This is a genomic window from Pseudomonas sp. PB106, assembly GCF_009764645.1.
Lineage (GTDB): Bacteria > Pseudomonadota > Gammaproteobacteria > Pseudomonadales > Pseudomonadaceae > Aquipseudomonas.
In genome coordinates this window covers 1-25,190 of sequence record NZ_RWIM01000078.1, presented here as the reverse complement: position 1 = coordinate 25,190, position 25,190 = coordinate 1, and the positions used below count along the sequence as shown (strand labels likewise).

Annotated in this window: 30 protein-coding genes and 1 pseudogene; 8 read left to right on the top strand and 23 right to left on the bottom strand. The window is 58.1% G+C overall.

Annotated features, from left to right (window positions below):
* Positions 1-170 precede the first annotated feature (170 nt).
* The 8 genes and pseudogenes from msrA to EJA71_RS09975 form a co-directional block, all read right to left on the bottom strand.
* On the bottom strand, positions 171-677 hold the full coding sequence (msrA, locus tag EJA71_RS10005) for a peptide-methionine (S)-S-oxide reductase MsrA (RefSeq protein WP_158956432.1): 507 nt from the start codon (positions 675-677) through the stop codon (positions 171-173).
* Positions 678-768: 91 nt separating this feature from the next.
* Positions 769-990: pseudogene (locus EJA71_RS27545) on the bottom strand (SAM-dependent methyltransferase); the annotation flags it as partial.
* A 29-nt stretch (positions 991-1,019) separates the two neighbouring features.
* Entirely contained in the window at positions 1,020-1,457 is a 438-nt protein-coding gene (locus EJA71_RS10000) for an SRPBCC family protein (protein ID WP_158956430.1), read from the bottom strand.
* A gap of 65 nt (positions 1,458-1,522) precedes the next feature.
* Positions 1,523-1,909, bottom strand: coding sequence for a nuclear transport factor 2 family protein (locus EJA71_RS09995; RefSeq protein ID WP_158956428.1), 387 nt, complete (start codon positions 1,907-1,909; stop codon positions 1,523-1,525).
* Positions 1,910-1,941: 32 nt separating this feature from the next.
* Positions 1,942-2,685: an SDR family oxidoreductase gene (locus tag EJA71_RS09990; RefSeq protein ID WP_158956426.1), complete on the bottom strand. Its 744-nt coding sequence runs from the start codon at positions 2,683-2,685 to the stop codon at positions 1,942-1,944.
* Positions 2,686-2,738: 53 nt separating this feature from the next.
* On the bottom strand, positions 2,739-3,842 hold the full coding sequence (locus EJA71_RS09985) for an alkene reductase (RefSeq protein ID WP_158956424.1): 1,104 nt from the start codon (positions 3,840-3,842) through the stop codon (positions 2,739-2,741).
* Positions 3,843-3,949: 107 nt separating this feature from the next.
* Entirely contained in the window at positions 3,950-5,206 is a 1,257-nt protein-coding gene (locus tag EJA71_RS09980) for a cation:dicarboxylate symporter family transporter (protein ID WP_158956422.1), read from the bottom strand.
* A 113-nt stretch (positions 5,207-5,319) separates the two neighbouring features.
* Positions 5,320-5,745, bottom strand: a complete 426-nt coding sequence (locus EJA71_RS09975; RefSeq protein ID WP_122595572.1) for a VOC family protein — start codon at positions 5,743-5,745, stop codon at positions 5,320-5,322.
* A gap of 154 nt (positions 5,746-5,899) precedes the next feature.
* Between EJA71_RS09975 and EJA71_RS09970 the strand changes: the two genes are divergently transcribed.
* Positions 5,900-6,778, top strand: coding sequence for a LysR substrate-binding domain-containing protein (locus EJA71_RS09970; RefSeq protein WP_158956420.1), 879 nt, complete (start codon positions 5,900-5,902; stop codon positions 6,776-6,778).
* A gap of 81 nt (positions 6,779-6,859) precedes the next feature.
* On the opposite strand, the gene EJA71_RS09965 is transcribed toward EJA71_RS09970, so the two are convergent.
* The 3 genes from EJA71_RS09965 to EJA71_RS09955 form a co-directional block, all read right to left on the bottom strand.
* Positions 6,860-7,417, bottom strand: coding sequence for a nucleotidyltransferase family protein (locus EJA71_RS09965; protein ID WP_158956613.1), 558 nt, complete (start codon positions 7,415-7,417; stop codon positions 6,860-6,862).
* A 251-nt stretch (positions 7,418-7,668) separates the two neighbouring features.
* Positions 7,669-8,112: a lysozyme inhibitor LprI family protein gene (locus tag EJA71_RS09960; RefSeq protein ID WP_158956418.1), complete on the bottom strand. Its 444-nt coding sequence runs from the start codon at positions 8,110-8,112 to the stop codon at positions 7,669-7,671.
* 211 nt (positions 8,113-8,323) lie between these two features.
* Positions 8,324-8,725 (bottom strand): hypothetical protein, encoded by a 402-nt coding sequence (locus EJA71_RS09955; RefSeq protein WP_178113675.1) that lies wholly within the window; start codon positions 8,723-8,725, stop codon positions 8,324-8,326.
* A gap of 412 nt (positions 8,726-9,137) precedes the next feature.
* Between EJA71_RS09955 and EJA71_RS09950 the strand changes: the two genes are divergently transcribed.
* The 3 genes from EJA71_RS09950 to EJA71_RS09940 all read left to right on the top strand — a co-directional run bounded on the left by EJA71_RS09950 (position 9,138) and on the right by EJA71_RS09940 (position 11,144).
* Positions 9,138-9,656, top strand: coding sequence for an isochorismatase family protein (locus tag EJA71_RS09950; RefSeq protein ID WP_158956414.1), 519 nt, complete (start codon positions 9,138-9,140; stop codon positions 9,654-9,656).
* 186 nt (positions 9,657-9,842) lie between these two features.
* Positions 9,843-10,382 carry an AAA family ATPase gene (locus EJA71_RS27540; RefSeq protein WP_256671614.1) on the top strand — a complete coding sequence of 180 codons (540 nt, stop codon included), beginning with the start codon at positions 9,843-9,845 and terminating at the stop codon, positions 10,380-10,382.
* A 201-nt stretch (positions 10,383-10,583) separates the two neighbouring features.
* Complete coding sequence (locus EJA71_RS09940; protein ID WP_158956410.1) at positions 10,584-11,144, top strand: fasciclin domain-containing protein; 561 nt, start codon at positions 10,584-10,586, stop codon at positions 11,142-11,144.
* Positions 11,145-11,195: 51 nt separating this feature from the next.
* On the opposite strand, the gene EJA71_RS09935 is transcribed toward EJA71_RS09940, so the two are convergent.
* A complete protein-coding gene (locus tag EJA71_RS09935; RefSeq protein WP_163005357.1) occupies positions 11,196-11,459 on the bottom strand; it encodes a hypothetical protein in 264 nt (87 codons plus the stop codon).
* 157 nt (positions 11,460-11,616) lie between these two features.
* A complete protein-coding gene (locus tag EJA71_RS09930) occupies positions 11,617-11,970 on the bottom strand; it encodes a hypothetical protein (RefSeq protein ID WP_158956408.1) in 354 nt (117 codons plus the stop codon).
* Between the two features lie 125 nt (positions 11,971-12,095).
* Here EJA71_RS09930 and EJA71_RS09925 point away from each other — a divergent pair, with 125 nt between their 5' ends.
* Positions 12,096-12,554, top strand: a complete 459-nt coding sequence (locus tag EJA71_RS09925; RefSeq protein WP_158956406.1) for a metallophosphoesterase family protein — start codon at positions 12,096-12,098, stop codon at positions 12,552-12,554.
* Positions 12,555-12,626: 72 nt separating this feature from the next.
* A complete protein-coding gene (locus tag EJA71_RS09920; RefSeq protein ID WP_158956404.1) occupies positions 12,627-15,005 on the top strand; it encodes a DUF3772 domain-containing protein in 2,379 nt (792 codons plus the stop codon).
* A gap of 155 nt (positions 15,006-15,160) precedes the next feature.
* Here the strand turns inward: EJA71_RS09920 and catA are convergent, their stop codons facing one another.
* The 10 genes from catA to EJA71_RS09870 form a co-directional block, all read right to left on the bottom strand.
* Positions 15,161-16,078, bottom strand: a complete 918-nt coding sequence (gene catA, locus EJA71_RS09915) for a catechol 1,2-dioxygenase (RefSeq protein ID WP_158956402.1) — start codon at positions 16,076-16,078, stop codon at positions 15,161-15,163.
* 166 nt (positions 16,079-16,244) lie between these two features.
* A complete protein-coding gene (catC, locus tag EJA71_RS09910) occupies positions 16,245-16,535 on the bottom strand; it encodes a muconolactone Delta-isomerase (RefSeq protein ID WP_158956400.1) in 291 nt (96 codons plus the stop codon).
* 15 nt (positions 16,536-16,550) lie between these two features.
* Positions 16,551-17,672, bottom strand: coding sequence for a muconate cycloisomerase family protein (locus tag EJA71_RS09905; protein ID WP_158956398.1), 1,122 nt, complete (start codon positions 17,670-17,672; stop codon positions 16,551-16,553).
* A gap of 22 nt (positions 17,673-17,694) precedes the next feature.
* A complete protein-coding gene (locus tag EJA71_RS09900) occupies positions 17,695-18,456 on the bottom strand; it encodes a 1,6-dihydroxycyclohexa-2,4-diene-1-carboxylate dehydrogenase (protein ID WP_158956396.1) in 762 nt (253 codons plus the stop codon).
* A 20-nt stretch (positions 18,457-18,476) separates the two neighbouring features.
* Positions 18,477-19,490: a benzoate 1,2-dioxygenase electron transfer component BenC gene (gene benC / locus EJA71_RS09895; protein ID WP_158956394.1), complete on the bottom strand. Its 1,014-nt coding sequence runs from the start codon at positions 19,488-19,490 to the stop codon at positions 18,477-18,479.
* Between the two features lie 20 nt (positions 19,491-19,510).
* The gene (benB, locus tag EJA71_RS09890; protein ID WP_158956392.1) at positions 19,511-19,999 is read right to left on the bottom strand and encodes a benzoate 1,2-dioxygenase small subunit; all 489 of its coding nucleotides are present in this window, start codon (positions 19,997-19,999) and stop codon (positions 19,511-19,513) included.
* Entirely contained in the window at positions 19,999-21,354 is a 1,356-nt protein-coding gene (gene benA, locus EJA71_RS09885; protein ID WP_158956390.1) for a benzoate 1,2-dioxygenase large subunit, read from the bottom strand. The genes benB and benA overlap by 1 nt, the downstream gene beginning before the upstream one ends.
* 141 nt (positions 21,355-21,495) lie before the next feature.
* The gene (locus EJA71_RS09880; RefSeq protein ID WP_158956388.1) at positions 21,496-22,452 is read right to left on the bottom strand and encodes an AraC family transcriptional regulator; all 957 of its coding nucleotides are present in this window, start codon (positions 22,450-22,452) and stop codon (positions 21,496-21,498) included.
* Positions 22,453-22,654: 202 nt separating this feature from the next.
* Positions 22,655-22,873: a hypothetical protein gene (locus EJA71_RS09875; protein WP_105707715.1), complete on the bottom strand. Its 219-nt coding sequence runs from the start codon at positions 22,871-22,873 to the stop codon at positions 22,655-22,657.
* A 333-nt stretch (positions 22,874-23,206) separates the two neighbouring features.
* Entirely contained in the window at positions 23,207-23,482 is a 276-nt protein-coding gene (locus EJA71_RS09870; RefSeq protein WP_158956386.1) for a hypothetical protein, read from the bottom strand.
* Positions 23,483-23,628: 146 nt separating this feature from the next.
* Here EJA71_RS09870 and EJA71_RS09865 point away from each other — a divergent pair, with 146 nt between their 5' ends.
* Together EJA71_RS09865 and EJA71_RS09860 are read left to right on the top strand one after the other, a co-directional pair.
* Positions 23,629-24,465, top strand: a complete 837-nt coding sequence (locus EJA71_RS09865; RefSeq protein ID WP_158956384.1) for an AraC family transcriptional regulator — start codon at positions 23,629-23,631, stop codon at positions 24,463-24,465.
* A gap of 55 nt (positions 24,466-24,520) precedes the next feature.
* The gene (locus EJA71_RS09860) at positions 24,521-25,117 is read left to right on the top strand and encodes a LysE family translocator (RefSeq protein ID WP_158956382.1); all 597 of its coding nucleotides are present in this window, start codon (positions 24,521-24,523) and stop codon (positions 25,115-25,117) included.
* Positions 25,118-25,190 lie beyond the last annotated feature (73 nt).

Below are 25,190 nucleotides of genomic sequence, written 5' to 3'. Positions count from 1 at the left end.
CAGCGTTTTATGTCGCCAGTAAAACGGTGCCCGTTTCGCCATAAACACCATCACCAGCGCACATCAGCATGGGCAAGAAGATCGAAGCGAATATCGTGCTGGAGTCGTGAGTTGCGCCGCATCGACCCATGACGAATGACTGCCATGGGCCGAATGTCACACGCTCGTCTTTAGGCGCGCTTTGGCAGCTTCCAGTTCGGGCGGATGAAGTGGCAGGTGTAGCCATTCGGAATACGCTCCAGGTAGTCCTGATGCTCCGGCTCGGCCTCCCAGAATTCCCGCGCCGGTTCGATCTCGGTCACCACTCGCCCTGGCCACAGCTTTGAGGCATCGACGTCGGCAGCGGTGTCTTCGGCGATATCCCGTTGCGCTTCGTTGAGGTAATAGATCGCCGAGCGATAGCTCGGACCGAGGTCGTTGCCTTGGCGGTTGGGTGTGCTCGGGTCGTGAATCTGGAAGAAGAACTCAAGGATCTGGCGGTAGCTGATCACCGCCGGATCGAAGACGATCTCGATGGCTTCAGCGTGATTGCCATGGTTGCGATAGGTGGCATTCGGCACCTCGCCGCCGGTGTAGCCGACGCGCGTTTCCAGCACCCCGGGATAGCGCCGCAGCAGATCCTGCATGCCCCAGAAGCAGCCGCCGGCCAGAATCGCAGTTTCGGTTTGAGTGGTCATGATCAGTGCTTCCTCTCGGGCATCGGGTTTAGCCATGGTTATGAGGGCGATTCGATGAATACCAAGGTCACCGGTCCGGATCAACAGACTTTCAAACCTTGCACGTCAGCCAGGCACCCCAGAACAGACTGCTGAAAAACCGCGTCGCCGGGCCAAATCCTGCGTCAGTCAACAGTTGCTGCACCGCTGCCTCGGAATGCGGCGGATCCGCGCCCTGAAGAATTTTGCCAAGCTTGGCCCTCACCTCCTCCGCGCTCGCACCCTGCTGCCGCCAGCGCTGTCCCCACGCCTCCAGCAATAACGCAAGCTCGGCCTGATGAAGCTGAAGCTGCGCTTATCGCCTTACTGAGCAAGCAATCCCTGCAATCCGTTGTGCCCTTCGACAATCAAGCCACGAATCAGCGCCTGGTAATGCTCAGCCGTGTTCGGCTCTTGCAGGTCGAAATTAGCCACCCATGTAATCAGCGTCTGACTGTGCTCCGTCAAAGCCACCAGCCGTACCGTTGCCACGTAGTTATCCAGCGGCAAGGGCGCTTCCTCGAACTGATAGGACAAGGTCAGCGCACGATCATCAACCGACAGCAGCCGCTCTCTGACCACCGCGCCGTCAGCAAGAACCAGTTTGCGAATGCACCCTGTGAGGCCATCAGGCAGCCCGCCTTCGATCTCGCTGTCGACAATCGAAGGGTGCCAGCTACGGATCTCGCCAAACTTTTTCAACACGCTCCAGACCTGTTCTGCGTTGCCCTCCAGAACAGCGGAATGCTCAACCATCGTCATTGTATAAATCCTTGAAATAGACAGTTTGCGATCCCGGCATGAGGCACGCCGGGATCGCTCGATGCTTACGCGTCGAACTGGTGATAGACCTTAGCGATAACCTTCCACACGCCGTCCATTTTGATCAGCGTCAGGTAGTCGTTGTAGTCGGCGCCGATCGCATCGTTTTCCATGTCGACACGTACCACGGCGGTGGTTGGTGTGATGGCGAGTACGTCGAGCCGCGTGGTGATTTCGGGAGCGCCACCGTTCTTCTCGACAAAGTCGAAGAGGTTTTTGATCGGGCCGCCGAGCAGTTCGCCGTTAGTGAAACCGTACATCACGGCGTCTTTATGGAAGGCTTGGGCGACGCCGGCAGCGCTGCCGATCCGCAGACCTTCGACGTACTGCGTGGCGGTGGCGATGACGGCGTTGTATTCAGCAGTGGGTACGGCTTTGATGTTCTTGGACATGGTTGTTTCCTCTTGATGAAGATGAGTGATCGTTACCAATCCTGGCGCGTCGGCGAGATGATCAAATCGTTGACGGTGACGTTTTCCGGTTGGTTGAGTGCGTAGATCACCGCGCGGGCGATATCGTCGGGGGCGATGGCAATCCGGTTCAGCTCCTGGGCCGCTTTGCGCCCTTCGGGATCGCTGACCTTGTCGGCCCAGCCGGTATTGATCACACCAGGGCTGACGGTGTTGACGCGGATGCCATGCTGCACACCAAGCTCCTTGCGCATCGACTCGGTCATGGCCTGGACAAAGAACTTGGTGGCGCTGTAAACGCCGGCGGCCGGCCCGACCTGATGGCCGGCCACCGAATCCATGTTGAGGATCTGTCCGGACTTCTGCGCCAGCATCAGAGGCAGCACCGCAGCAGTCGCGTTGAGGTAGCCTTTGATATTCACGTCGATCATCTTTTCCCAATCCTGCACGGCCAGATCGACCCAGTTGGAGAACAGCATCAACCCGGCGTTGTTCACCAGAATGTCGACGGTGCCATAGGTGTCCCGGGCAAACCGGGCCAGTGCCTGGGTTTGCTCCGCTTGGGTCACGTCAGCGGTGAAAGCGACCACCTCATTGCCGGTTTCGCGCAACTCGGCGACGAAGGACTCCAGGCCCTGCTCATCCAGCGCGGCAGCGACCACACGCACACCGTGTGCCGCCAGCGCACGGGTGGTGGCCGCACCGATACCGGACGATGCGCCCGTGACGATGGCGACTTTGTTTTGCAGATAATTCATCTTCAGTGCCTCTTTACGTTGAATGATTGCGCCGTATCTGGCGCAGGCCTGACTCAGGCGTCCGCGGTTGGCCAATCGATGTAGCCTTTGGCGCCGCCGCCGTAGTAACTCTCGCGGGGCGCGATGGTCAGCTCGAGACCGCGGCGCAGGCGCTCAACAAGGTCGGGGTTGGAGATGAACAGGCGACCAAACGCCACCGCATCAATCCGCCCTTGCGCGCGACGCTCCAGGGCCATCGCCAGGTCGTAGTTGTTATTGCCGATAAATGCACCGGTGAACTGTGCACTCAGCGCGTCCAGATCGACGCCTTCGGGCACCGTGCGGGAGGTCGCTGTCGCGCCTTCGACGAAATGCAGATAAGCCAGATTGAATCGATTGAGTTGCTGGATCAGGTAGCCGTAAGTCGCCATAACGTTGCTGTCGGGAGGCGTGTTACCGGCATCCGGTGTCACTGGCGAAAGGCGAATCCCGACTCGCTCACTGCCCCAGATCGACACCACGGCTTCGGTGACTTCCAGCGTCAGCCGAGCCCGGTTTTCAATGGAGCCACCGTAGCGGTCCGTGCGCTGATTGGTGGAGTCGCGCAGGAACTGATCGAGCAGATAACTGTTGGCGGAATGCACTTCCACACCATCGAAACCGGCGCGCTTGGCATTCTCGGCGGCGCGCTTGTATTGCTCGATGATGCCGGGCATCTCCGACGTCTCCAGCGCGCGCGGCATCGACACTTCGACAAAGCCTTTTTCGGTGTACGTGCTGCCCTCAGCCTTGATGGCCGAAGGTGCCACCGGCGCTGCGCCGTCAGGCTGTAACTCGACGCTGGAAAAACGCCCGACGTGCCACAACTGGCTGACGATTTTGCCGCCCGCCGCGTGCACGGCATCGGTGACTTTTTTCCAGCCGGCGACCTGCTCTTCCGACCAGATGCCCGGCGTCATCGCGTAGCCACGGCCCTGGGCAGAAATGTTTGTCGCTTCGGCGATGATCAGGCCGGCACTGGCGCGCTGGGCGTAGTAGGTCGCGTGCATTTCATTGGACACGCCGTCGTCGGCCATGCGGCTACGTGTCACGGGCGCCATGACGATGCGGTTGGCCAACTGCAACGCGCCCATGTGCATCGGCGAAAAAAGATCGGTATCTAAAGCGAAATCTGTCATGAATCCTCCAAATCAATAGACCGGTCGTCTAGTAAACGAGGCCAAAAAAAACGTCCCTTTGTCAGCAGACGTAGGTGTGATCAGTGCAACTGCTGCCGTGGTGTCGACTAACCCCTTGCCACTGGCTGAGCCAATGCAGGTTGCAGTTCAACCTTTTCCCACTTGGCGATCACCAAAGGAGCGATCGCATTACCCAATACGTTCAACGTGGTAGTGCCGCTGTCGATGATCCGGAAAATGCCGGCAATCAATGCCACCCCTTCCAATGGCAGCCCGGCGGACGCCAACGTGGCTGACAAAATGATGATGGCAAAACCCGGCACCCCAGCCGCTCCCTTCGAAGTCAGAACCATCGTCACCACCAGCAGAATCTGCTGCGACAACGACAGGTCGATGCCGTAAAGCTGCGCGACGAAGATCGTCGCCACGCCGAGAAAAATCGACGCGCCATCAAGATTGAAGGCATACCCGACCGGCACCACAAAACTGACAATCCGACGCGGCACTCCGTAGCTTTCCAGTTTGGTCATCAATTGCGGCATGACGGCGGCTGAGGCGGCACTGGAAAATGCCAGGATCAACTCGTTGCGGAAGTAGCGGATCAACTTGAAGATGTTCTCGCCAATCAAGTAGCAAATGCCTCCCAGCACCACCAAAGCGAAAACAATCAGCGCCAGATACACCACGCCAATCAACTTGAGCAGCGGCAACAACGAGGCGAAACCAAACGTCGCGACGGTTGCGCCGATCATGCCGAACACACCAATCGGCGCGTAGGCCATGACGATGGAGACGACCTTGAACATCGCATCGGAAAGGCTCTGTATCACCGCAATGAACGGTGCGCTTTTGTCCTGCGGCAACGCGTTCAATGCCAGCCCCAACAATACGGCGAAGAACAGCACCGACAGCAACTTCGCCTCCGACATCGCCACGATCAGGTTGTCCGGAACGATGTTCTGCAAAATCACCAAGGCGCCTTTGGACGGCTCCAGATTAATGGCGGCCGAGCTGTGCGAAACGCCTGAAATATCGGTACCCGTGCCAGGCTCGAACAAGTTGGCAAAACACAGGCCTACAACGATGGCCAGCGCAGTAATCGCAAAGAAGTAGCCGAGCGACTTCGCGCCCATACGGCCAAACGACTTGCTGTCACCACCGCCTGCAATCCCGAGGATCATGCAACAGAACACAATCGGAACGACCACCATCTTCATCATCTTGATAAAGATGTCACCGAGCGGTTTGAGGATTTCCGCACTGACCCAACTTTGATACTGCGGATGGGTATTGAAGTACCAACCGACAAGCACGCCAAGCAGTAGCCCGGCAAGGATTTGCCACACCAAGGAAATACGTTTCATGTCTAGCCTTCTTGTTGGAATGAAAGGTCTGCGGCTATTCGCAGTTGCTAGAGTCATGAGCTTCCAGCTCACTTGAGATCAAATGGCACAACGGGGTTGTGCCATGCCGGTTGTTACTTGGCGAAGAGCTGGCTCATATCCTTGAACGCCTTGAATTCGAGGGCGTTACCGCACGGATCAAACAGGAACATGGTGGCTTGCTCGCCAACCTGCCCTTTGAAGCGAATGTACGGTTCGATCACGAACTCAGTGCCGAAAGACTTCAGACGCTCGGCCAGTGCTTCCCATTGTTCCCAACCCAGGATGATGCCGAAGTGCGGCACCGGAACATCGTGACCATCGACCGGGTTGCTGTGAACGCTCTCTTGCGAGGCGGTTTTCGGGTGCTCGTGAATCACCAGCTGGTGACCGTAAAAATCGAAATCGACCCACTGGTTGCTGGAGCGCCCTTCTTCAAGACCAAAGACCTCACCGTAAAAGGTCCGCGCTGCAGCCAGGTCGTACACAGGGATTGCAAGGTGAAATGGCGAGAGGCTCATCAGAACTCCAAATATTTTTTGTTGGTTGGCGAACATTCCCACCGTCATTGGCTCTTTGGGTTCAGCCGTTGCCGGGGATGGGAAACATCGTAGGACGGAAAACCAAACATAAAAATCAATATATATTTCTTAGAAACACAATTAATATTTGTGAATGATCAAAGAACTCAAGACACTCATCGCTGTAGCGCGGGAAGGCACGTTTGCCGCAGCCGGCAACAAGATTGGCCTCACCCAGGCCGCCGTCAGCGCGCAAATGCAGCGCCTGGAGGCTGAACTCGGCTTCGAGATATTCGACAGAAAGGGCCGCTCGGCGCACCTCAACAAAATGGGCCAGCAGGTATTGCTGCAAGCGCAAGAGCTGCTCAGGCTTTACGAAAATCTGGGCTCGACCTCGGTGGGACAACCGCCGAGTGTGCTGGTCAACATCGGCGCGATCGCTTCCGTGCAGCGTTCCTATTTGCCGGATGCGCTGGCGAAGTTTCACCAACATTGCCCGCAATGCCGCACGCGCGTTGTCCCGGGGCTGTCGATGGAAATGGTGAATCTCGTGGACGCCGGCGAAATCGACATGGCCGTCATCATCCGCCCGCCCTTCTCGCTGCAGAGCGACCTGCGCTGGACCACTCTGGCGCTGGAACCCTACCGGTTGATTGTGCCGCGCGATGTGCCGGGCGATGACTGGGCAGAACTGCTTTCCAGCCAACCCTTCATTCGCTATGACCGATCATCTTTCGGCGGCAGACAGGTCGACCGTTTTCTGCGCCAGATGCATTTCACCCTGCATGAGGTGTGCGAACTGGATGAGCTGGAGGCGATCGTCAAACTGGTGGAAAACGGCGTCGGCGTTGCGCTGGTGCCGCAAACAACGCCCGGGCCGCAATGGCCGGCAGGCGTCCGCGCGCTCGATCTTGGCGAACACACCTTTCACCGGGATATAGGACTGATACATCGCTCGCGCAGCAGCCTGACTGAACCGGTGCAGATGATGGCTGACCTGATCAGCGACGAGGTGAAGCGCGGTTTGGTATAGCAACAAAACGCCCCTTGCCAATGATCAAATCAGAATTGACGAACCTCGACCCCGGCTACGTAAACTGGCGCAGACCTCTCATCACGCCGTGACGACGATCAATTTCGGCCAGATTTCCTGCCATCTCTTGGATTGAACCCGGCCCAGGAACAGCGCGTATTTGTCAGTGCGGAATCGCTCGGTTGGTCGCAGCACCAACGAGAACAGATCCTCTAGCCCCAGCGGCGCCGACACTTCTATTTCGTCGTCAGGACCCAGTCTGACGCCCACCGCCGTGGCGGTTTCCGGCCAATACGTCATTGCATCGGTTGCCGAATGATAGGGGGCATCGGCGTTGCGCTGATGCATGCGTGCCTGATTTTTTACCGACCAGTTCACGGTGCTACAACGCTGCGACAGCTCGCCTTGCATTGCTGAATCGACATCTTTATCCGCACTCGCCGCGTCGAACCAGATGACATCGATATCCTCAGGCAACGTTGAAACCTTGCGCTGATGCAAGTGATCCCAGACCAGACTGCGCACAAAACCTGCCGAGACCCAGCAATCCGGCAAATCAAGGCCACGAACAGTCCGCAGCACCTGCATCCGTACTCGATCTTCAGCCAGCAAAGCCTTTAGCTGCGTTTGGTGGTTCATCCTGTTCCCTACCTTGTCATTGTTCACGCAGCGTCGAGAGTTTAGGCCACACGCGCTCAGTCGCAGCTTCGCCAAACGAGCTTTGTTCAGCTGCCCCATGCACTCCATCAGGACAAACGGCAGATGGGAGTTGGATTAGATATTCCAGCGCTTGCGAATGGCAGCTTTCGGCCAGAAGCAGACGCTGGTTTGAGCCTGGTTTAGCAATACAGGCTGCCACCAATATTGCTGAGCCTAGATCGCCAATACGATTAATAACGCTCTGGATTCCACGGGATGTTTTGCAAAAAAGAGCTGCGAGCATCTAACTCATTAAGCTCGCAACGCAATGCAGCAAGACTTATCCAGGCGCTGGCTCCTTCTGATACCCCGCCATAGAAACTGCAATGCTCGTAAACATACGTTCTCCATGAGGCATGTTCTTGCTCGAACTGCTGCCGAGTGGCGCGTACGTCATCCGAGTTTTCAGGAGCTTTTGCCAAAGAATCCGCGTACAGATGCTCGACGGCAGCACGCTTTTGAACGGCGAGGTGCTCCATGCATTGCGTGACCTGCAAAATACCGTTGCCGGCGACATCACATGCCTTCTGCTCAATAGCGGCGCCCCATGCGTGGGAAATCGATACGGTCAGTAACATAAAAAGGCATGATTTCATGGAGTGAATGCCAAGGTCGTATGGATTGAAATGCTTCAACGATCCGCATTGATCAGGTCTACCGCGCGGAATACAACAAAGACTTTGAAATCGGATCGTGGCGAAAAGACAGACATTTTCTAAAGACGAGGACTGAACGCCGTTAGTAAAAAGTTCACAAGACTTCTCGATTGAAACCAGCCCGAGGCAACGTCTGCTTCTGGCCGTCTGCTGCCGATTGCAATCTCCGCTTCCGACCCATCGCGAACGCTTAATTCAGATTTTCAGATCCTCCTGATGCTACTGCCAGGATTGCGCCATATGCGCCTTCCTCAGGGACATAGGAAACAAATCTTTCACTGTCATCTTTTTGCACCCAAAGGCGTCCACAGTTCTGGCACTCGTAGGCACTCGACATTCGGCGAATGTAGAGGCTGGATATCCGGTCTTGCAGCTTGTCAGCAGCGCTGAACCAGGGTGAAAACTCGCCAAATGCATCTGCGATCGCAGCCTTGTCTCCGGACTCCGCCGCCTCTACCAGAGGTTTGAGTTCACGGTGCACCTCTTCCCAAAATTCATTTTCTACCTCGTCGCGAAGCAGGCTCGCCTTATAGGGCAAGCCGTCGGTCTGATCGGTAATCACATGGCCACATGTGCAACCCAATTTACTCATTTTCGTTTCATCAACCTGGTGTTCGATCACTCATTAAATGGCGGACAACTCTTTGTTACAACTACTAATTGATCGTCCGCTTTTGGCCGAAAGTAGTCGTTCGCGAGCAGCAGCCTTCGGCCAAAACCGGTCAGTCTTGGTCTCAGTTTTCAACCAAAAGCGGACGTCAACGAGCAACACAAGAAGTAGCCATCGCGTAGATCTCGTCCACTTGCCAACCCAGTACCACGCGGGTACTGTCCACTTATGCATCAGCTACAGATTGCCTCGACCACCACTACCACGACCGCCCGAGGCGGGTCGTGAGAGGTGTCGTGAGCCAATAACGCACGAACTTCAAAGGCCCGCCAGTGATGGATAGGGCCTTTTCTTTTGCCCTTGTGTCGCTGGTCCAAATGCAAGGAAAAGCACTATGCATGCACTGTTGATTCTTGATATGCAGGTTGGATTGTTTCATGGCCCGGATAAACCGTGGGCTGGTGAGGCGCTGCTGAATACGTTGAATAATCTATTGATTAAAGCCCGTATGGCCGGCGCGCCAATTTTTCTTGCTCGCCACGAAGGGCCGCCCGGCTCGCCTATCGAACCAGGAAGCCCGTTGACGCAACTGGTAGAGGAACTGTTGCTGCAGGGCGACGAAGTGATTTTCAAAAAAAGCCGGCCTAACGCTTTTGCCATGACTGACCTAGCCGATCGACTTAAGGCTTGTGGTTCTCAGGGCGTGGTTATTGCCGGGATGAAGACCCAGTATTGTGTCGATAGCACCTGCCGCGCCGCACGGGACCTTGGATTCGATGCAGTACTGATCGCCGATGGTCATACCTGCACCGACACTCCCGCTTTGAAGGCTGAAAATATCATCGCTCATCATAATGCAACCCTGGCGGGCCCATTCTGCCGTCTCGTTCACGCTGAGGACTGGCATTTCTAGCCGACATTGATAGATCGACTCAAGTTCTGGGTCGATCCGTCCGCTTTGGGTGGCTGCAGCCCCCACATTAGGCAGTAATCGGCCTAAAGCTGCCTGTCACGCTGACCGCTTGTTGTTGACCGAGATAGGCATTGACCTAAAATCGCCACCCCCAAAAATCAGCTTGCATAGCGAGAAGGAGCTTCGATGCAACGGGTGATGATTGTTGGTCAACCTGGGTCAGGCAAAAGCACTTTGGCGCGTGAGCTTGGTCGGCGCACGGGTTTGCCGGTCGTTCATATCGATACTATTCACTGGCAGCCAGGGTGGATCGAACGAAGTCGGGACGAGAAGACACAGCTTTGTCTCGATGTAGAAGCCCGAGATTGTTGGATATTCGAAGGTGGCCATTCAGCCACTTGGGACAATCGGCTGGCCCGTGCAGATCTTTTGATATGGATTGATCGTTCGGCGACGCTTAGATTCTTGCGCGTACTGCGTAGGACGCTGCTCCAACGCGGCCAGTCGCGGCCTGACTTGCCGGAGAACTGCCCCGAACTGCTGATGAACCTGCCAGAGTTTTTTAGATTCATGTGGCGGACGAAAAAATCAGCGCGAGCAAAGATGCAGCAACTTGTTGCAACAGCGCCTTCAGCTTGCCGTGTCGTTTGTCTGCGCTCTAATCGGGATACCCGCATTTTTCTCGCGAGCATTGGAAACTCGACTGGCCAGACTCCGCGAGATTGATCGACGGTTGCCTGATTCACTGCGGAAACTGCCGGTTACGAGTGGCCGCTTTTGGCCGAAAGCTGCCGTCCACAAACGCCCGCTTCGGCCCAAAAACGGCGCTCCCCTAAAAACATTTCCCCAAACCTGCATCCATTCCCGCCTCCGCTCCGTAAATTCAATACCCTCACTCGAAGGGTCGAAGAATCCAGGAGACACACCATGCACACTTTCTTCAAACGCATCGCGATTACCTGCCTGACAATGCTGAGCCTTGGCGCTGGACTCGGTTTCGCCGCCGATAACGTGATGGTCGGTGGCGCCGCTATGTATCCGACGAAAACCATCGTCGAGAACGCAGTCAATTCCAAGGATCACACGACGCTCGTCGCTGCGGTAAAGGCTGCCGGGCTTGTCGATACCCTCAACGGTAAAGGACCGTTTACCGTCTTCGCCCCCACCAATGAGGCCTTCGCCAAACTGCCCGCCGGGACTGTCGACACGTTGGTCAAACCGGAACACAAGGCTGACCTGACAAAGATCCTGACTTACCACGTCGTGCCGGGAACTCATACCGCCAAGCAGTTGATGGCTGACGCCAAAATGCACGACGGCAAAGTTATGCTGAAAACCGTCCAGGGGGAATCACTGACCATCATGCTGAACGAGGGCAAGCTGTGGCTGGTGGATGCCAAAGGAGGTAAGGCAGCCATTACCATCGCTGACGTCATGCAATCCAACGGCGTGATTCATGTTATCGATACGGTGCTGATGCCGAATTGATTTCAACGGCCAGAAGTAGCCAGGGCGTAAATGCCCTGGCCGACAGCGAAGTTACTTTTTCTTTTTCGCCGGTTTTTCTGCTTTCTCTGATTTGTCTGACTTCTTGGCCTTTTCAGGTTTGCTATCAGCCTTCTTGGCAGACTTCTTCGGTTCGGCATCTTTTTTCTTGTCTTTCTTGTCCTTATCGGAGGATTTCGAAAGAGTCGAAGCGGCCGCAGCCTTCTTCGTCGGTGATGACTTCTTGTCTTTCAGTTCCTTACTGGCTTTGGAAGCTTCACCTTTGCTTTTCTTATCGTCTTTAGCCACGTTGACCACCTCTCGGAGCATGCCGGTATTGGCAGATCGCCTGTGGAATTATCCATGGGCTAATCATTAGGTGAGCGTGCCCAAGAGCGGTTCAAATTGTTTTGCTGCGTTTTGACTTCTTGGAAGAATGACGCACTTCGAGCATTTTTCCGCCGAATGCCCACACCTAGCCCTTGGCCAAACGCTTCTGCCAATCGCCAGCATGGCTGCTCTGGCACTCCTGCTCAGAGTCGAAGCGGACATTGTGATCGGTCAGTTTAAGCTCGATACCGGCTTCATTCAGCGCGGTGGCCGTCAGCTCAAGGATTCGCGCTTTCGCCTCAAGCTGTGCGAGCTTTCTGTCGGCCAGGGTTTCGAACACCCAGGTTATTTTCAGGGTTTCAGCCACTGCGTTCAGGTCACCCGTGTGGGTGAGCCAGGTAAAGCCTTGGATTTCACTTTTTGCGGTTTCGCACGCTTCGGTCAGTGTGGTGATCAGCAGGCGTTCCAGTCGCGCCAGTTCACGTTTTCCGGCAGGCATTGCAGGTTCCTTGGTAGGTCATCGGAGGTTTCTGAGCGAACAGTATACCGACGGCGCCTCTCACCAAGGTTGATGCCCACGGGGCGAATACAGCCATCCAGAACAACCCTGCTAATCTCTCCCCCATGAAAACCGCCATCATCTCCGACACCCACGGCCTCCTCCGCCCCGAGGCGCTGACCGCGATCCAAGGCGTCGACCTTATCCTCCACGCCGGCGACATCGGCAGCGCCGAAATCCTCACCGAATTGGCGCAAATCGCCCCGGTCCACGCCGTGCGCGGCAACAATGATCTGGGTCTGCCTTGGGCAAAGGATCTCCCCGACCACCTCACCCTCGACCTCAACGGCTGGCCCACCCTGCTGATCCACGACATCGCCGACATCCCCGCCCTCCTCGACAGCCAGACCCGACTGATCATCTCCGGCCATTCCCACAAACCCTTGATCGAATGGCGTGGCGAGCGGCTTTACCTGAACCCGGGCAGCGCCGGGCGCCGGCGTTTCAAACTTCCGGTGACCCTCGCCTTGCTCGACGTGGGCGCTGATGCGCTGGAACCACGGCTGATTCACCTGCTGCCCTGAAACTTTTTCGCCCCATCCGGCCCGATCACCTAACCTCATAGACTGTGTGTTCATTGAGAATCGGCCTGCGCCATGCGCCACACCTTGAAGTCGTTGTTTCTCATCGCATTCCTGCTCCTCACTGGCGGCAGTTCATCACTGTGGGCAGCCGATCTGCCGGCGCCTGTCGCGAGCGCTGCCGCGCCGCTCCCGGTGATTTCGCAAAACGAACTTCAGGCCCTGCAACAACGCCTCGACGGGCTCAAACAACAAATATCGTCGGCGAACAATTACAACCAGCTCGAAGGCCCGCAGGATCGAGTGCAGGCGTTCATTCTGGATGTCGATAAGTTATCGGCTGCGTTGTTGCCGCAGCAGGCGCAGTTGACCGTGCAGCTGGGTGTGTTGGGCGCGGCGCCGGATACGGATATCGCCGCCGAGCAGGCGGATATCGTCGCGCAGCGGGCAGCGCTGACGGAGCAGAAGAACAAGGTTGATGGGACGCTGAAGAGTCTGGCGGCGTTGAAGCAGAGCGCGGCGGATCTGATCACGCAGATCGCCGGCATTCGGCGCACGTTGCTGGAGAGTGAGCTGACACTGGGCACGCTCAGTGTGCTCGACCCGCATTTCTGGGCACCGCTGGTTCGGCCTTCGCTGGATGATCGTCAACGTTTCAGTTTTTTCGTCGAGCAAGTGGAGCAAACCTGGGCCACGGTGTGGGCGCCGGGGCGACATTTTTTCACCGTGGTGCTGCTGGTGGTGGCGTTGCTGGTCTGGACATTCGGACGGCGGCTGGCCGAGCGCGGGCTGACCTGGATTTGCATCCATCGGGTGCCCGAGGGACGTTTGCGTCGCAGTGCGCTGGCATTCGCTTCGGCGCTCGCAACGATCGCGACCACCGCCCTCGCCCTGCATTTGCTGTTTTACGCCCTAACCCGTCACGCGCCGCTGACGCCGGTGCTGTCGACGTTTTCCGAGGAGTTCGAAAAGGCTGTCTACGCTTGCGTGTTGATCACCGGGCTTAGCCGGGCGTTGTTGTCGATCGATCATCCGTCGTGGCGGCTGCCGGCGATTCATGATCAGGTGGCGCAAGCGCTGAAGCGCTTTCCGCGGATTCTGTCCGGCACTTTACTGGTGCTGGTGACGTTGGTGCAGGTGTGCAATGCCACCGGCATGAGCAGCCAGATCGTGCTCGCCGGGCGCGGTGTCACGTCGATTGCCGTCATGGTGATTGTCGTGACACTGCTGTTGCGCGTCGGCAAAGTGCGCAAGGCCCTGGTCGCCGCCAATGACGCGCAAGCCAACAGTACGTTTGCCGGCGTGATGTACACCATCGCGACTATTGCGATGTTCGTTTCGACGATTGCGCTGCTCACCGGTTACGTGTCGCTGGCCCGCTTCATCACCTATGAAGTGGTCTGGGCGTACATCGTGCTGACGGGTTTTTACCTGCTGATTCAGGTGATCAAGGACGGCTGCGAGTACGCCTTTTCGCCCAAGCATGCGAGCGGCAAGGCCCTCAAGCAGTTGCTCGGCATCGGTGATCGACGCCTCGATCAGATTTCGATATTGCTCTCCGGTTTCAGCCGCGCGGCCCTGTTGCTGCTGGCGGTAATCGCGCTGTTCGTGGGTGGCATTGGCACCACGCTCGGGCAATTGGCGAGCAACATCATGGCGATCCTCGGCGGCGCCGGGTTGCGTAAGTTCAATATCGTCCCGGCGCACCTGCTCAACGCGGTGCTGGCGTTGATGATCGGCATCTGGTTGATCCGCGCGCTGCGCCGCTGGCTGGACAACGAGTTCCTGCCCAAGACCGACATGGATCCGGGCATGTGTGCGTCGCTGAGCACGCTGTTTTCCAATATCGGTTACGCGTTTGTGATTCTGCTGACCCTGTCGTCGCTGGGCGTGCAGTGGACCAATCTGGCGTGGATCGTCAGTGCGCTGTCGGTGGGGATTGGTTTTGGTTTGCAGGAGATCGTGAAGAACTTCGTCTCAGGTCTGATTCTGCTGACCGAACGGCCAGTGAAGGTTGGCGATTTGATCAGCATCAGCGGCGTCGAAGGCGACATCCGCCGGATCAACGTGCGCGCCACGGAGATTCAGCTCAGTGACCGTTCGATTGTCATCGTGCCCAACTCGCAACTGATCTCGCAGAACTTGCGCAACGTCACGCTGGGTGGCAGCGCTCAGGGCGTGGCGACGCTGGAGTTGATGTTCCCGCTGGATATCGATCCTGAGGAGGTAAAGGATCTGCTGCTCAACACCTACCGCGAGAACGAAACCATCCTCGAAAAACCGGCGCCGTTCGTGCGCTTCAGCAAGTTGTCGCCGGACGGGATTACCCTGACGGTGACCGGTTACGTCGCCAGCCCGAGGATTGTCGGCGTGACCAAGAGTGATCTGTTGTTCGAGATTCTCAAACGGCTGGGAGCCGCGGGGATTGCCTTGGCGAAACCGGCGAGTGCTTAGCGTTATTCAATGATTCTGGTGTCTGGAATGCCGCTTTCGCTGGCAAACGAGACTCCCACAGGTATGCGCTGCGAACGCAGCCTGCTGGGGCGCTTACCCCGGCATACCCCAGTCCTCTCTCGAGAGAGAGGGTCAGGGGCACAGACGATTCGGTATCAAGCGTCTTGCAACGCACGTGGCCGTTGGCTGCGTTGTTCGGCACTGGCATCCGGTGCCGGTTGCAGCTGGAAGTCGAACTTCAGTTCGGCATGTCGCCCAGAGACGTCTTCCTCGTGGAACAGCACTTCCCCCACCAGCCCTTCACGGGTCGCATAAGCAAAGTCGTCCCACAGATATTGGTCGCCCGACAGATTGATCTGCGTTGTCAGATGCCGATGCCCCGGTGCACTGATGAAAAAGTGCACGTGAGCCGGGCGTTGACCATGGCGGCCGAGCAGGTTCAGGCATTCCTGGGTCGGGCCTTGTGGATCGCAGCCGTAACCGGATGGCACGATGCTGCGCGCGCGGTAGCGGCCTTCGGCGTCGGTGATGATGCGACGGCGCAGGTTGTACTCGGACTGGCTCGGGTCGAAGAACGAGTAAGTGCCTTTGGTGTTGGCGTGCCACAGGTCGACGGTGGCGCCTGGCAGCGGTTGGCCGTGAAGATCGAACACCTGGCCTTCGAGGAACATCACGGTGGCGATGCCCTCCTCGCTGCCGTCGTCCATCCGGCATTCGCCTTCGCACAGGGGGGCTCCGGCCACATACAGCGGGCCTTCGATGGTGCGCGGCGTGCCGCCGGTCAAACCGATCTGCGCATCCTTGGCGTCTTGCAACAGGTCGAGAAAGTGTTCGATACCAAGGCCGGCGACCAGTAACCCGGCCTCTGAGCGACCGCCCAGGCGATTGAGATAATCGACGGCTTTCCAGAACTCGTCTTCGCTGATGTCGAGGTCTTCGATGATGGTCGCAGTGTCCTGCAAAATGCGCAGGACGATGTTCTTCAGGCGCGAACTACCGTCGTCATTGGCAAAACCGGCGGCTTCTTTGAAGAACTTTTGCAGCTCGGGGGTGTGGGCAATTTTCACGGTCATGGTGGCTTACCTCATCTTGTTGTTTTGTCGGTGCAGTTCTTGAATCCAGGCAAATTTCCCTGTGGGAGCTGGCTTGCCAGCGATTGCGGTGTGTCATCCAACATTGTTGCCAGTGGATCGATCGCTATCGCTGGCAAGCCAGCTCCCACAGGGTTCAGCGGTGACTTCAGCGATCGTCGCTGTGGATCGACGACGGATGCCGGCAGAGGCCATCGATCTCGATGTCCATGTACGCAAACAACGGCAATTGCATCAGCGTGTCGTGCAGCGCTTCGACGCTTGGCACGTCGAACACGCTGTAATTGGCGTAGTGCCCGGCGATACGCCACAAATGGCGCCACTGCCCTTCACGTTGCAGGCGTTGCGCCAGTTCTTTTTCGTCCGCCTTGAGTCGGGTGGCGACGGCCGGGTCCATGTCGACGGGCAATTTCACGGTCATTTTTACGTGGAACAGCATGCTGGCTCTCCTGATTCAGTGGCGGCGAAAACGCGCCAGACGTTGTTCATCCAGGATCAGGCCAAGGCCTGGTGTGGCTGGGATGTGCAGGTGGAAATCGCGGTATTCGGGCCTCGCGGTGACGATGTCTTCGGTCAGCAGCAACGGCCCGAACAGCTCGGTGTCCCAGGTCAGTTGCTTGAGCGTGAGGAAGGCATGGGCCGAAGCCAGCGTGCCGATGGAGCCCTCGAGCATGGTGCCGCCGTACAGCGCGATGCCGGCGGCTTCGGCGATCTGCGCGGTTCTGAGCACGGCGCGGGGGCCGCCGTTTTTGCCGATTTTCAGGGCGAACACACTGGCCGCACCGTCCGCCGCGAGGCTGAAGGCGTCCTCGACACTTTCAATTGACTCGTCGGCCATGATCGGTGCCGGGCTGCGCTGGTTCAGGCGAATCTGCCCGGAGCGATTGACCCGGGAAATCGGCTGCTCAATCAGGTCGATGCCATTTTCACCCAGGACCTGACAGCCACGAATCGCCTGGGACTCGTCCCAATACTGGTTGACGTCGACCCGCACACTGGCGCGCTCGCCGAGGGCCTTTTTGATCGCCACGACGTGTTTGAGATCCTGTTCCAGCGGGTTGGCACCGATTTTCAGTTTGAAGATGCGATGACGCCGCGCTTCGAGCATCTGTTCGGCCTCGGCGATGTCGCGGGCGGTGTCACCGCTGGCCAGCGTCCAAGCGACTTCCAGGCTGTCCCGGACGCGCCCGCCCAACAGTTCGCTGACCGGCAGACCGAGACGTTTGCCTTGGGCATCGAGCAGCGCACTTTCGATAGCCGATTTGGCGAAGGTGTTGCCTTTGGCGATCTTGTCGAGCCGCTGCATGGCGGCATTGATGTTGTCAGCGGCCATGCCCACCAGCGCCGGAGCCAGATGCGCGTCGATGTTGGCCTTGATGCTTTCCGGGCTTTCGTAACCGTAAGCGAGACCGCCAATGGTGGTGGCTTCGCCGATGCCCTCGACGCCATCGCTGCAGCGCAGCCGCAGGATCACCAGCGTCTGCTTTTGCATGGTGTGCATCGCCAATTTGTGCGGGCGGATGGTCGGCAGGTCGACGATGATCGTCGTCAGGTTTTCAATCAGAATTCGCTGCATTTGAGTATCCCTTCAGAAGTGCTCAACCGAGATCGCCGCCACCGACCGGCAAGGTCACGCCGGTGATGTAGGAGGCGTCGTCGGAGGCGAGAAAGAGGATCGCGCCGACCTGTTCGTCGAGGCTGCCGTAGCGTTTCATCAAGCTGCTATCGAGGGTTTGCGCGACGATTTCCTGATACCAGGCCTGCTCCTGCGCCGACTGTTCGCCGGCGTTACGCGGGATGCGTCGAGGCGGCGCTTCGGTACCGCCGGGAGCCGTGGCGTTGACACGAATGCCGCGCTCGGCGTTTTCGAAGGCCAGGCACGCGGTAAGTGCGTTGATGCCGCCCTTGGCCGCGCCGTAGGGCACGCGATTGACGCTGCGGGTGGCAATCGATGAAACGTTGACGATGGCGCCGCGACCTTGCTTGAGCATGTACGGCAGCGCGGCATGGCAGCACCACAAGGTCGGGAACAGCGAGCGACGTACTTCAGCCTCGATCTGCTCGACTTCGTAGTGTTCGAACGGCTTGGCCCAGATCGTGCCACCGACGTTGTTGACCAGGATGTCGAGACGGCCGAATGTGTTGATCGCCTTGGCCATGACGCGGGCGCAATCGGCGTACTGTTCGAGGTCAGCCGTCAATGCCAGAACACCTTCGCCGTGCAGTTCGTGAACCAGTTCGGAGCGGTCGACCGCGACCACTTGCGCGCCTTCGTTGAGCAGGCGCTCGCAGACGCGGCGGCCGATGCCTTGCGCCGCGCCGGTGACCAGCGCGACCTTGTTGGAGAATCTGTTGTTCATGACAACCTCGCAGAAAGGGTTCAGGCAGCCGCAGCGGCGAATTTTTCGTAATAGAAGTTCGCCGGGGTGATGCCCTGCTCGCGGATGTATTGGCTGACCGCCTCAACCATCGGTGGCGGCCCGCAGAGGTACACGTCGACGTCGCCTGCGTTGAGGTGGCGCGGTTCGATGTGCTGGGTGACGTAGCCCTTGAGCGGGTACGCGCTCTGCGGATTGGCCACGCAGGCACTAAAACTGAAGTTCGGAATGCGGGCGGCGAAGGCTTCGAGGCGATCAAGTTCGACCAGATCGAAATCGTTGGTCACGCCATAGATCAAATGCACGGGATGATCGCTGCCCTGCTCGGCGATCTTTTCCAGCATCGCGGTGAACGGTGCCAGGCCCGTGCCGCCGGCCAGCAACAGCAGCGGCCGCTTGATTTCGCGCAGGTAGAAACTGCCCAACGGCCCGGCCAGGTTCATGCTGTCGCCAGCCTTGGCCAGCCCGGTGAGGAAGCTGCTCATCAAGCCGCCGGGCACATTGCGAATCAGAAAGCTGACCTCGCCATCCTTCTGCAACGAGCTGAAGGAGTAAGCGCGACTCTGCTCGCTGCCCGGCACTTGCAGATTGACGTATTGCCCCGGCAGAAACGCCAGTTTGCTCAGCGCCTCGCCCTTGATCGACAGCGCGATGGTGCTCTCGGACAATTGCCGGACATCGCTGATCGCGGCCTGGAAATTCGCCTGTTCGGTCTTGCAGACCTGCGAACCTGCCGGCACTCGCACCACGCAATCGCTTTCGGCGCGCATCTGGCAAGTCAGCACAAAACCTTGCGCGAGTTCGTCCGGGCTCAAGGCGTCTTCGATGAAGTTGTCGCCCATGTCGTAACGCCCGGCCTCGGCGAAACATTTGCAGGTGCCGCAGGCCCCATCGCGGCAGTCCAGCGGGATGTTGATGCCTTGGCGATACGCCGCGTCGGCAACGGTTTCATGGCTGCCAGCCTCGATGAAACGGGTGACGCCGTCTTCAAAATTCAATGCGATCTGGAAATTCATGGTGCACCTCGCCGTGCCGACTAGATGTGGTAGATGTCGATGACCTGACGGACGTAATCGTTTTTCAGCACGACTTTCTTGGCCTTGATCAGCGGCTGCTCGCCGCGCAGATCGAGGGTGTAGAAACTGCTGCCGAAGTAGCTGTCGGTGACCTGGTAGCGGAAGCTCAGGGTGTGCCAGTTGAAACGCACCTCGCATTGCCCTTCGCCCTGCCCGACGATCTCGATGTTGCTCAGGTTGTGCGAGGTGCGGGTGTCGGGAATGGTCGCGCTGGAGCGCTCGGTCTTGATCCGGAAAATACGGTCTTCAAGGCCGCCACGGTTGCCGTACCAGATCAGGGAGATTTCGCTTTGCGGGTCTTCGGTGAGCGTGTCGTGATCGTCCCAGGCCGGCATCCAGAACGTCGCGTCGGCGGCGTACAGTTCCAGCCATTGATCCCACTGACCGTCATCGAGATAACGCGCCTCGCGGTAGAGAAAATCACGCACGCTGTCGTAGAGGTTGCTCATCACACGGCCTCCACGGGAATCAGTTGTGGTTCGGCGGCAGCCGCTTTGAGCATGGTTTCCTGCCAGTACTTGTGTTGCAGGACGAACAGGCCTTCGTCTTCGGTGCGCAGGCCGGAAAGCAGCGGTTTAAGGTCGATTTCTTCGGCTGCGGCATCGGCGCCTTCGACCCAGTGGGTCGCGCCTCGGGACATGTCGTTCCAGCCGCGTCCGGCGCCGTAACCGGTCTGGCACGAGCGGAATTCTTCCAGATCATCCGGCGTGGCCATGCCGCTGACATTGAAGAAATCTTCGTACTGACGAATGCGTTTGGCGCGGGCCTCGGCGCTCTCGCCTTTGGGGGCGATGCAGTAGATGGTGATTTCAGTCTTGTCGACCGAAATCGGCCGGGCGATACGGATCTGCGAACTGAACTGATCCATCAGATACACGTTCGGGTAAAGGCACAGGTTGCGCGAGTTTTCGATCATCCAGTCGGCGCGGGCCTGACCGAAATCCCGAGCGAGTTCATCGCGACGCTCGTACGCCGGACGGTCTTCGGGGTTGGCCCAGCGCGTCCAGAGCAGCAGATGGCCGTGATCGAAGGAGTAAAAACCGCCACCCTTCTTTGCCCAACTGCCGGCGCTCATGGTCTTGATCGCTTCGCCCGCTTCGCGCTGCTGGCGCTGGTTTTGAGTCGCTGCGTAGTTCCAGTGCACTGAGCTGACGTGGTAACCGTCGGCGCCATTTTCGGCGGTGAGCTTCCAGTTGCCTTCGTAGACATAGGAGCTGGAACCGCGCAGCACTTCCAGGCCTTCTGGCGACTGGTCGACGATCATGTCGATGATTTTTGCCGACTCGCCCAAATGCTCCGCGAGGGATTTCACCTCGGCGTTCAAGCTGCCGAACAGAAAGCCGCGATAGGATTCGAAGCGCGCCACTTTGGTCAGGTCATGGGAGCCTTCGCGGTTGAAGCCTTGCGGGTAACCCGCCTCGCTCGGATCTTTGACTTTGAGCAGTTTGCCGCTGTTGTTGAACGTCCAGCCGTGGAACGGGCAGGTGTAGCTGGAGCGGTTGCCGGACTTGTGTCGGCAGAGCATGGCGCCGCGATGGCTGCAGGCGTTGAGAAAAGCGTTGAGCACACCGTCCTTGTTGCGCGCGATAAAAATCGGCTGGCGCCCCATGGTGGTGGTCAGAAAATCGTTGTTGTTGGGGATCTGGCTTTCGTGGGCGAGGTAAATCCAGTTGCCCTCGAAGATGTGCGCCATCTCCAGTTCGAACAGACGCGGATCGGTGAACATCTCCCGCTTGCAGCGGTAGGCGCCCTTCTCCTTGTCTTCTTCAAGCATGGCATTGAGGTAGTCGATTCCCAGGGACATGGCCGGGGCCTCCATTGTTATTGTTCAGGCCAGGTCAGATTAGGGAGGCGATGCGCGGGGCAATAGCCGAATCCTGCAGACTGCTATCCGTTTTGTGCAGGACGGCGCGGCAGATGATTCAGCGTGTTTCGAAGGGAGGTATCAGTGGCGGCGCTTGAAGGTCTGTGACGGCAGTTCGCCGAACTGTTGGCGATAGCTTTCGGAGAAACGGCCCAGGTGCAGGAAGCCGTAATCCAGCGCCAGTTCAGTCAGATTGCGCACCGGGCAACTCGGGTCGCTGAGGCAGGCGTGGATGCGTTCGAGCTTGCGCTGGCGGATGTATTGCATCGGCGTGACGCCCAGTTGGCGTTCGAACAAGGTGTACAGCGAACGCGGGCTCATGCTGGCTTGCGCGGCCAGATGTTCGGCGGGCAAGTCGCGTTTCAGGTTGCGTTCGATGTAATCGAGGATGCGTTCAAAACTGACGTTGGGTGAACTCAGGCATTCACGGCTGACGTTGGTGTTCATCAGCGAAATCAGTTTGCTGCCGATGATCTGCGCGTAATGCTCCTGCACCCGCAACAACGGATCGCTGGCCTCGGCTTCCTGGCAGATCATTGCCAGCAGGTTGGTGAAGCCTTCCAGCTCATTCAACTGATAGTGATTGCGCAGGAATCGAATACCGCTCGCCGGGCGTATCCAGCGTTGCTCGTCGCACACTGTTTCGAGCACGCTGACCGGCACCTTGAGGATGAATTTCTCGCAATCGTCCGAGTAGGTCAGATCGACCGGATCGTCCGGGTTGATCAGCAACAGTTCGCCCGGCACCAGATGTTGCTCGTGTTTGTGCCCGCGCCACAGGCAATTGCCTTGCAGCAGGACTTGCAGGTGGTAAACGGTTTCCAGCGCCAGCGATGTCACGCGAACACTGCCGCCATAACTGATGCGTGCGAGATCGAGATCGGCGAGTTTGCGGTGATTGAGACTGGCTTGCGGATGGGCGGTTTTGGACAGGCCGATGAAGTGCTGGCCGACGTGCTGGTTGACGTAGTCGGAGACGGCGTAAGGGTCAGCGTGACGAAACACGCTGCTGCGATCACTCAGCAGATGGCTGTCCATGTGGCGGTGCTCGATCTTGTCATTATTATGGTTTCACGGCTTCACCGGTCACAGTACGCCCCGGTTCTGATGCGGGCAATCGGACGACAGATCGGGTATCCGGTAATCGAACACTTTTACCAGCGTGTCATGGTCGCTCAAGCGAAAAAGCCCGGCTGATCTGGCCGGGCTTTTCGGTGGCGACTGCGGTAAGTGCGTGCATTCAGACTGCACGGCGTTCGATCAGACGATCCGCGCCGCCTTCCGCGACCCGATTGCCCTGCAGATGATCCGAACCATCAGAGGCAACGGCGTCGCTGAATAGAGGATCGGTTTCAGTAGCGGCAACGGCGTCACTGAACAAAGGATCGGTTTCGGTGGCGGCAAAAGCATTCAGTGCGAAGATCGAGAAAGCGATACCGAGAAGGACTTGGCGTTTCATGGTGATGTGCTCCGATTGCGTGGTTGGGAATGGAGCCGATCTTACGCCGTGGTACTGATATGAGAACTTCATTGAGTTAATGGTTGTTATTGATGCAGTCAATAGTTACACCCTCGGGATGATTACCTATAGGCGCCGATGAAAGGCCAAAACACCGTTGCAGGGTGAAGCAAAGGCTCTTACCATTCCTGCACGTCAGTTCGGCTAGTGAAGCACCAAACCCCGGCCGCAAACCGAGGTTTACAAAAGAACCGCCCCGCAAAGGCGGTTTTTTTTCGCCTGTAAATTGGTGTTCCAGATGCACACAACCAACGCACCCAAGCCAATGAAACGCTATTTACATTTGGCCAACACCACCTGACAGGTATTCGGCGTGCCGCCTGAACGGCCGGCGTAGCGGATGCAGTTATTCATCGATTTCTGCCGCGCCATGTTCAGGCTGGAGCCCCACGCCAGACCTCCCTCGCCAACGGTCGGCAAGGCTTTGGCGTAACAGCTGTCGCCGACGCCGGACGGTGGATAATGCTTGCGGTTCGAGCAGCCTGCGATCAGCGTCAGGCTGAGGACGATCAGGGTAGGCAGAACCCATAGCGAGCGTCGGTCGTTCATCGCGTTGCACCTGTCGCTAAAGGGTCGTGTGCCGTTGAGTCTAGCCTTTTGCACTCGCCTTTCTGCACAAATCTTCTAAACGTCCAGGTGCATTGCGCGGTACTTTATGAGGCCGCATTGTTCAAAGCCGAGCCCTGGAGCCTTCCGTGGATAAACGCAACTGGATCGATCTGTCCCAGGATGTCGACACCGGGATTGAATCGATTCGCGCTCACTTCGAAGGGCATGCCTACGACCCGCACTGGCATGACAGCTTTCTCGTTGGGGTCACCGAGCAAGGCGTTCAGCAGTTCAATTGCCGCCGCGTGCGCCATCGCAGTACGCCGGGCCAGGCGATCTTGCTGGAACCGGGGGAGATTCACGATGGCCATGCGCCGACTGAGGACGGCTTCACCTATTCGATGCTGTACCTCGATCCGCATTGGCTGGAGCGCGAAATGCACGCGCTGTTCGAAGACGCGCCGTCCGACAGCCAGCCCGGTTTTGCCGACACCCTGAGCCAGGACCCGCGTCTGGCGACCGCCATTCATCAAGCCTTCCACGCACTGCATGACGGCGACTTGCGCATCGTTCGCCAAACCGCCATCGATGGCCTGCTGGGCTCGCTCACTGGCCATCTCGCCTGGCGCAAGCGTCAGGATTTCGATCCGCGCCTGCCGATGGTGGCTCAAGTGGCGCGGGACTACCTGCACGCGCATACCTATGAAGACATCGGCCTTGATGACCTGGCGCGCGTCTGCGGAGTGGATCGTTTTCGTCTGAGCCGTGCCTTCAAGACAGCCTTTGGTCTGGCACCGCACGCGTACCTGATCCAGCTACGTTTGGCCAAGGCACGGCAGTTGCTGGCACGCGGTGAAACACCGGCGCAGGTCGCCAGCGTGCTGGGTTTTGCCGATCAGAGTCACTTGGGTCGCTGGTTCCGCCGCGCCTACCAACTGACACCAGCGGACTACCGCAAGCGTTGCTCAAACCTTCCAGACTGACGCGCACCGCCGAGTAATCATGGCCCCCTGTTTTCACTTTCAGGGAATCTGCACCATGGCGTCATTACTGCCCTTCCTGCTGTTTGCTTTCGTTGCGTCCATCACTCCCGGGCCGACCAATATCCTGGTGTTGAGCCACAGCTCGCGCCAAGGCTTGCTGGCCACGCTGCCGATCATTTTTGGTGCCTGCGCAGCGGCGGCGCTCATCGTGCTGGTGGTGGGCCTCGGTGCCGGCGAAACACTGCTGCGTTTCCCTCGTGTGCAGCAAGCGATGGCCTGGGTCGGCGTGCTCTGGTTGAGTTGGCTAGCCTGGCAGATCTTTCGCAGTGCACCGCCATCACTGAACCCGACCGAGCAGCAAGAACAAGGCTTGAGCGTGCTCGGCGCGGCAACGCTGCAACTGGTCAACCCCAAGGTGTGGATGATGGCCATGGCAGTGGTCAGTGTGTTTGTCGGCGGCGGCGACAAGACGCTGCGCCTGTTGGTGTTGTCGTTGGCATTTCTGCTGGTGTCGTTGCCGTGCATGACACTTTGGGCGCTGCTGGGCGTGGGCAGCAGGCGATTGATCGGCTCACCGCGAGCATTCAAGCGCATGAATGCAGTGCTGGCGCTGTTACTGCTGCTGTCGGCATGGCTCACCATCCTCGCCTGAATATCCCCTGTAGGAGCTGCCGCAGGCTGCGATCTTTTGATGTTGTTTTTAAAAAGACAGATCAAAAGATCGC

Excerpts from the sequence above, each read along its gene's own strand:
- EJA71_RS09920 (WP_158956404.1), top strand. The coding sequence starts at position 12,627 with ATGCGCCACACCTTGAAGTCGTTGTTTCTCATCGCATTCCTGCTCCTC.
- benA (WP_158956390.1), bottom strand. The coding sequence starts at position 21,354 with ATGTCCCTGGGAATCGACTACCTCAATGCCATGCTTGAAGAAGACAAG.
- EJA71_RS09990 (WP_158956426.1), bottom strand. The coding sequence starts at position 2,685 with ATGAATTATCTGCAAAACAAAGTCGCCATCGTCACGGGCGCATCGTCC.
- benC (WP_158956394.1), bottom strand. The coding sequence starts at position 19,490 with ATGAATTTCCAGATCGCATTGAATTTTGAAGACGGCGTCACCCGTTTC.
- benB (WP_158956392.1), bottom strand. The coding sequence starts at position 19,999 with ATGAGCAACCTCTACGACAGCGTGCGTGATTTTCTCTACCGCGAGGCG.
- EJA71_RS09905 (WP_158956398.1), bottom strand. The coding sequence starts at position 17,672 with ATGCAGCGAATTCTGATTGAAAACCTGACGACGATCATCGTCGACCTG.
- EJA71_RS09930 (WP_158956408.1), bottom strand. The coding sequence starts at position 11,970 with ATGCCTGCCGGAAAACGTGAACTGGCGCGACTGGAACGCCTGCTGATC.
- EJA71_RS27540 (WP_256671614.1), top strand. The coding sequence starts at position 9,843 with ATGCAACGGGTGATGATTGTTGGTCAACCTGGGTCAGGCAAAAGCACT.
- EJA71_RS09900 (WP_158956396.1), bottom strand. The coding sequence starts at position 18,456 with ATGAACAACAGATTCTCCAACAAGGTCGCGCTGGTCACCGGCGCGGCG.
- EJA71_RS09875 (WP_105707715.1), bottom strand. The coding sequence starts at position 22,873 with ATGAAACGCCAAGTCCTTCTCGGTATCGCTTTCTCGATCTTCGCACTG.
- EJA71_RS09940 (WP_158956410.1), top strand. The coding sequence starts at position 10,584 with ATGCACACTTTCTTCAAACGCATCGCGATTACCTGCCTGACAATGCTG.
- EJA71_RS09955 (WP_178113675.1), bottom strand. The coding sequence starts at position 8,725 with ATGAGTAAATTGGGTTGCACATGTGGCCATGTGATTACCGATCAGACC.
- catA (WP_158956402.1), bottom strand. The coding sequence starts at position 16,078 with ATGACCGTGAAAATTGCCCACACCCCCGAGCTGCAAAAGTTCTTCAAA.
- EJA71_RS09980 (WP_158956422.1), bottom strand. The coding sequence starts at position 5,206 with ATGAAACGTATTTCCTTGGTGTGGCAAATCCTTGCCGGGCTACTGCTT.
- EJA71_RS09965 (WP_158956613.1), bottom strand. The coding sequence starts at position 7,417 with ATGAACCACCAAACGCAGCTAAAGGCTTTGCTGGCTGAAGATCGAGTA.
- EJA71_RS09995 (WP_158956428.1), bottom strand. The coding sequence starts at position 1,909 with ATGTCCAAGAACATCAAAGCCGTACCCACTGCTGAATACAACGCCGTC.
- EJA71_RS09880 (WP_158956388.1), bottom strand. The coding sequence starts at position 22,452 with ATGGACAGCCATCTGCTGAGTGATCGCAGCAGCGTGTTTCGTCACGCT.
- EJA71_RS09925 (WP_158956406.1), top strand. The coding sequence starts at position 12,096 with ATGAAAACCGCCATCATCTCCGACACCCACGGCCTCCTCCGCCCCGAG.
- EJA71_RS09970 (WP_158956420.1), top strand. The coding sequence starts at position 5,900 with ATGATCAAAGAACTCAAGACACTCATCGCTGTAGCGCGGGAAGGCACG.
- EJA71_RS10000 (WP_158956430.1), bottom strand. The coding sequence starts at position 1,457 with ATGACGATGGTTGAGCATTCCGCTGTTCTGGAGGGCAACGCAGAACAG.
- EJA71_RS09950 (WP_158956414.1), top strand. The coding sequence starts at position 9,138 with ATGCATGCACTGTTGATTCTTGATATGCAGGTTGGATTGTTTCATGGC.
- EJA71_RS09985 (WP_158956424.1), bottom strand. The coding sequence starts at position 3,842 with ATGACAGATTTCGCTTTAGATACCGATCTTTTTTCGCCGATGCACATG.
- EJA71_RS09860 (WP_158956382.1), top strand. The coding sequence starts at position 24,521 with ATGGCGTCATTACTGCCCTTCCTGCTGTTTGCTTTCGTTGCGTCCATC.
- EJA71_RS09975 (WP_122595572.1), bottom strand. The coding sequence starts at position 5,745 with ATGAGCCTCTCGCCATTTCACCTTGCAATCCCTGTGTACGACCTGGCT.
- EJA71_RS09870 (WP_158956386.1), bottom strand. The coding sequence starts at position 23,482 with ATGAACGACCGACGCTCGCTATGGGTTCTGCCTACCCTGATCGTCCTC.
- msrA (WP_158956432.1), bottom strand. The coding sequence starts at position 677 with ATGACCACTCAAACCGAAACTGCGATTCTGGCCGGCGGCTGCTTCTGG.
- catC (WP_158956400.1), bottom strand. The coding sequence starts at position 16,535 with ATGCTGTTCCACGTAAAAATGACCGTGAAATTGCCCGTCGACATGGAC.